3 protein-coding genes are annotated in these 3,675 nt (G+C 68.3%); all 3 read left to right on the top strand.

The genetic code is table 11. The annotated features are described in order from the left end of the window. Nucleotides 1-1,058: sugar ABC transporter permease (locus ABZU72_RS28610; protein WP_355022154.1), on the top strand; the 1,058-nt coding region annotated here is incomplete at its 5' end. Further along, nucleotides 1,042-1,920, top strand: coding sequence for a carbohydrate ABC transporter permease (locus ABZU72_RS28605; RefSeq protein ID WP_355022153.1), 879 nt, complete (start codon nt 1,042-1,044; stop codon nt 1,918-1,920). The genes ABZU72_RS28610 and ABZU72_RS28605, both read left to right, overlap by 17 nt. Before the next feature lie 14 nt (nt 1,921-1,934). Further along, on the top strand, nt 1,935-3,545 hold the full coding sequence (locus ABZU72_RS28600) for an alpha-amylase family glycosyl hydrolase (protein WP_355022152.1): 1,611 nt from the start codon (nt 1,935-1,937) through the stop codon (nt 3,543-3,545). Nucleotides 3,546-3,675: the final 130 nt, after the last annotated feature.

The raw sequence follows: 3,675 nt of genomic DNA, 5'->3' as shown, positions 1-3,675 counted from the left end.
GCCGACTCACCTTCTACCCGTGGTCCCGGCTGACGCAGGTCGAGGTGGGACCGGTGTTCGTGCGGTGTCGGCAGAGAGGCCGGAGCGCGTTGGCCCCGCGGTCTCGGCGGCGGGCGCCCCGCCCCCTCCAGCGCGCGCGAGACTCCTACAGCCGCTACTGGTACGCCTACGCGATGGTCGCGCCCGTCGTGATCGTGCTCGGCGTGCTCGTCGGCTACCCGCTCCTGCGCGGCTTCTACCTGACCCTGACCGACGCCAACAGCCTCAACTCGGCACGCACCATCGGCGTCAACACGATCGACGCGACGTACAAGTTCATCGGTCTGGACAACTACGCCGAGATCCTGTGGGGCCCGTCGGCCTACGACCGCTTCTGGTCCCACTTCGTGTGGACCATCGTCTGGACCGTCACCTGCGTCGTCCTGCACTACGTGATCGGCCTCGGGCTGGCGATGATGCTCAACCAGCGGCTGCGCGGGCGCGTGGCGTACCGGCTGCTGCTGATCCTGCCCTGGGCGGTGCCGACGTTCGTCACCGTCTTCGCCTGGCGGATCATGCTCGCGGACGCGGGCGTCATCAACTCGATGCTCAACACGATCGGTCTCGCCACACCGAGCTGGCTCGAGGACCCGACCTGGCAGCGTACGGCCGCGATCATGGTCAACACCTGGTGCGGCGTGCCGTTCATGATGCTCTCCCTGCTCGGCGGGCTGCAGTCGATCGACGAGAACCTCTACGAGGCGGCCGAGATCGACGGCGCCAACGCCTGGCAGCGGTTCCGCCACGTCACCCTGCCGGGGCTGTCGTCGGTGAGCTCGACCGTCATCCTGCTCGGTGTGATCTGGACCTTCAACCAGTTCGCGATCATCTTCCTGCTCTTCGGCAACACCGCGCCGGACGCGCAGATCCTGGTCACCTGGGCCTATCGACTCGGATTCGGGCAGCAGCCTCGCGACTTCGCCATGTCGGCGGCGTACGGCGTGCTCCTGCTCGCGATCCTGATCGTCTTCACGTCCTTCTACTACCGGTGGTTGAAACGCAATGACCAGCTCGCCTAGCCTCAACGCGCCCAGGACGAACCAGCGCCGCCGCGGAGAACTCGGCCCGGTCGCACGGGTGGGCACGCACGTGACGCTCACGGTGGCGTCGCTGATCGCGCTGTTCCCGATCGTCTGGCTCGTCTATCTGTCCCTGGGACCTGACAAGGACGACTACCTCCACCCCGGCGGGATCTTCGCGAAGGCGACGCTGGACAACTACTCGTTCGTGCTGACCAACACCGCCTTCTTCAACTGGCTGTGGTCGACGCTGGTGGTCGCCGGGGGCACGACCCTGTTCGGCGTGATGTCGGCGGCGACGACCGGCTACGCGGTCTCCCGGATGAAGTTCCCCGGCCACCGGCCGCTGATGTGGGTCCTGCTGCTGACGCAGGCGTTCCCGATCGCGGTGCTGATCGTGCCGATGTACGAGATCTTCTCCCAGCTCCGCCTGGTCGACTCGCACTTCGGCCTGATCCTGGTCAACTGCACCACGATCGTCCCCTACTGCTCCTGGCTGCTGAAGGGCTACTTCGACACCATCCCGGTCGAGCTCGACGAGGCCGGCATGATCGACGGACTCACCCCGTTCGGTACGTTCTGGCGGCTGATCCTGCCGCTGGCTCGTCCGGGTCTCGCGGTGGCCGCGTTCTACGCCTTCATCACCGCTTTCGCGGAGGTCGCGTTCGCCTCGACGTTCCTGCTCGACGACTCGAAGTACACCTTCGCGGTCGGGCTGCAGAGCTTCGTCAGCGAGCACGACGCGCAGTGGAACCTGATGGCCGCCACCGCTGTCCTCATCGCCATCCCCGTGACCGTCTTCTTCTATCTCGTCCAACGACACGTCGTCACCGGTCTGACCGCCGGCGGCGTCAAGGGCTGAAAGGTTTTCTGTTGATGTCCTCCGAGTGGTGGCGTGATGCCGTCATCTACCAGGTCTACCCACGCAGCTTCGCCGACAGCGACGGCGACGGCACGGGTGACCTCCCCGGGATTCGGTCCCGACTCCCCTACCTCCGCGACCTGGGGGTGGATGCGGTCTGGCTGAGCCCGTTCTACGCCTCACCGCAGGCCGACGGGGGCTACGACGTGTCCGACTACCGGGCGGTCGACCCGCGCTACGGGACGTTGGACGACGCTCGCGCGCTGATCGCCTCGGCGCACGAGCTCGGGCTGAAGCTCATCGCCGACATCGTCCCCAACCACTCCTCCTCGGAGCACGTCTGGTTCCAGCAGGCCCTCACCGAGGGGCCGGGGTCGCCGATGCGCTCTCGCTACCACTTCCTGCCCGGACGCGGTGAGAACGGCGAGGAGCCGCCCAACGACTGGGACTCGATCTTCGGCGGTCCCGCCTGGACCCGGGTGCCGGACGGCGAGTGGTACCTCCACCTCTTCGCCCCCGAGCAGCCCGACTTCAACTGGAACTCCCCCGAGGTCCACGCCGAATTCCTGGACATCCTGCGCTTCTGGCTCGACCTCGGCATCGACGGCTTCCGCATCGATGTCGCCCACGGCCTGGTCAAGGCCGAGGGCCTCCCGTCCATCGGGCATTCCGACCAGCTCCACCTGCTCGGCAACGACGTGATGCCCTTCTTCGACCAGGACGGCGTCCACGAGATCTACCGTTCGTGGCGCCGGGTGCTGGCCGACTATCCCGGCCGGATCTTCGTCGCCGAGGCATGGACCCCGACGGTGGCGCGGTCGGCGAACTACGTACGTCCTGACGAGCTGCACCAGGCCTTCAACTTCGAGTACCTCGACACCGCCTGGGACGCCGCGGCGCTGCGCAAGGTCATCGACAGCTCGCTGGACGCGATGCGCCCGGTCGGCGCTCCGGCGACCTGGGTGCTGTCCAACCACGACGTCACCCGGCACGCCACCCGGTTCGCGAACCCGCCGCGGTCGGGGACCCAGATCCGAACGCCGGGCGATCGTGAGCTCGGGCTGCGGCGGGCTCGCGCGGCCACCTTGCTGATGCTCGCGCTTCCGGGATCGGCGTACGTCTACCAGGGCGAGGAGCTCGGCCTGCCCGACGTCACCGACCTGCCCGACGAGGTCCGCCAGGACCCCTCGTTCCACCGCGCCAACGGCCAGGACGGCTTCCGCGACGGCTGCCGGGTGCCGCTGCCGTGGACCCGGTCGGGCTCGTCCTACGGCTTCGGCGACGGTGGCTCCTGGCTGCCGCAGCCGGCGGAGTGGGGCGACCTGAGCGTCGAGGCCCAGGCGGGTGTCGAGGGTTCGACCCTCGAGCTCTACCGCTCCGCCATCCGCACCCGTCGCGAGGTCTCCGGCCTCGGCGCCGGCGACGCGGTGACCTGGCACGACGAGGCCCCCGCCGGTGTCCTTTGGTTCGAGCGTGACGGCTTCGCCTGCACGGTCAACACCACCAAGGAGCCCGTACGCATCACCGCCCCCGGCCGCGTACTCCTCTCCTCCTCGAGCCCCGTGCCCGTCACCGACGGCTCCGCGGAACTCCCCGCCGACACCACCGTCTGGTGGCAGATCTAGCCGAGACGTCCGGAGCGAGGTCGAGCGGCGAGCTTACTCGTCCGCTCGCGCCGAGCGAGGGAGTAACCGCGCGAAGCGCGGAGAAGTCACCCCCGTCGGCTGTCCGATCTCGCCTGACCCGGTCAGGCTA

Origin of the sequence: Nocardioides sp. NPDC004968 (assembly GCF_040608935.1) — a bacterium.
GTDB lineage: Bacteria > Actinomycetota > Actinomycetes > Propionibacteriales > Nocardioidaceae > Nocardioides.
This window is presented reverse-complemented; position numbering and strand designations above follow the sequence as displayed.

Excerpts from the sequence above, each read along its gene's own strand:
- ABZU72_RS28605 (WP_355022153.1), top strand. The coding sequence starts at position 1,042 with ATGACCAGCTCGCCTAGCCTCAACGCGCCCAGGACGAACCAGCGCCGC.
- ABZU72_RS28600 (WP_355022152.1), top strand. The coding sequence starts at position 1,935 with ATGTCCTCCGAGTGGTGGCGTGATGCCGTCATCTACCAGGTCTACCCA.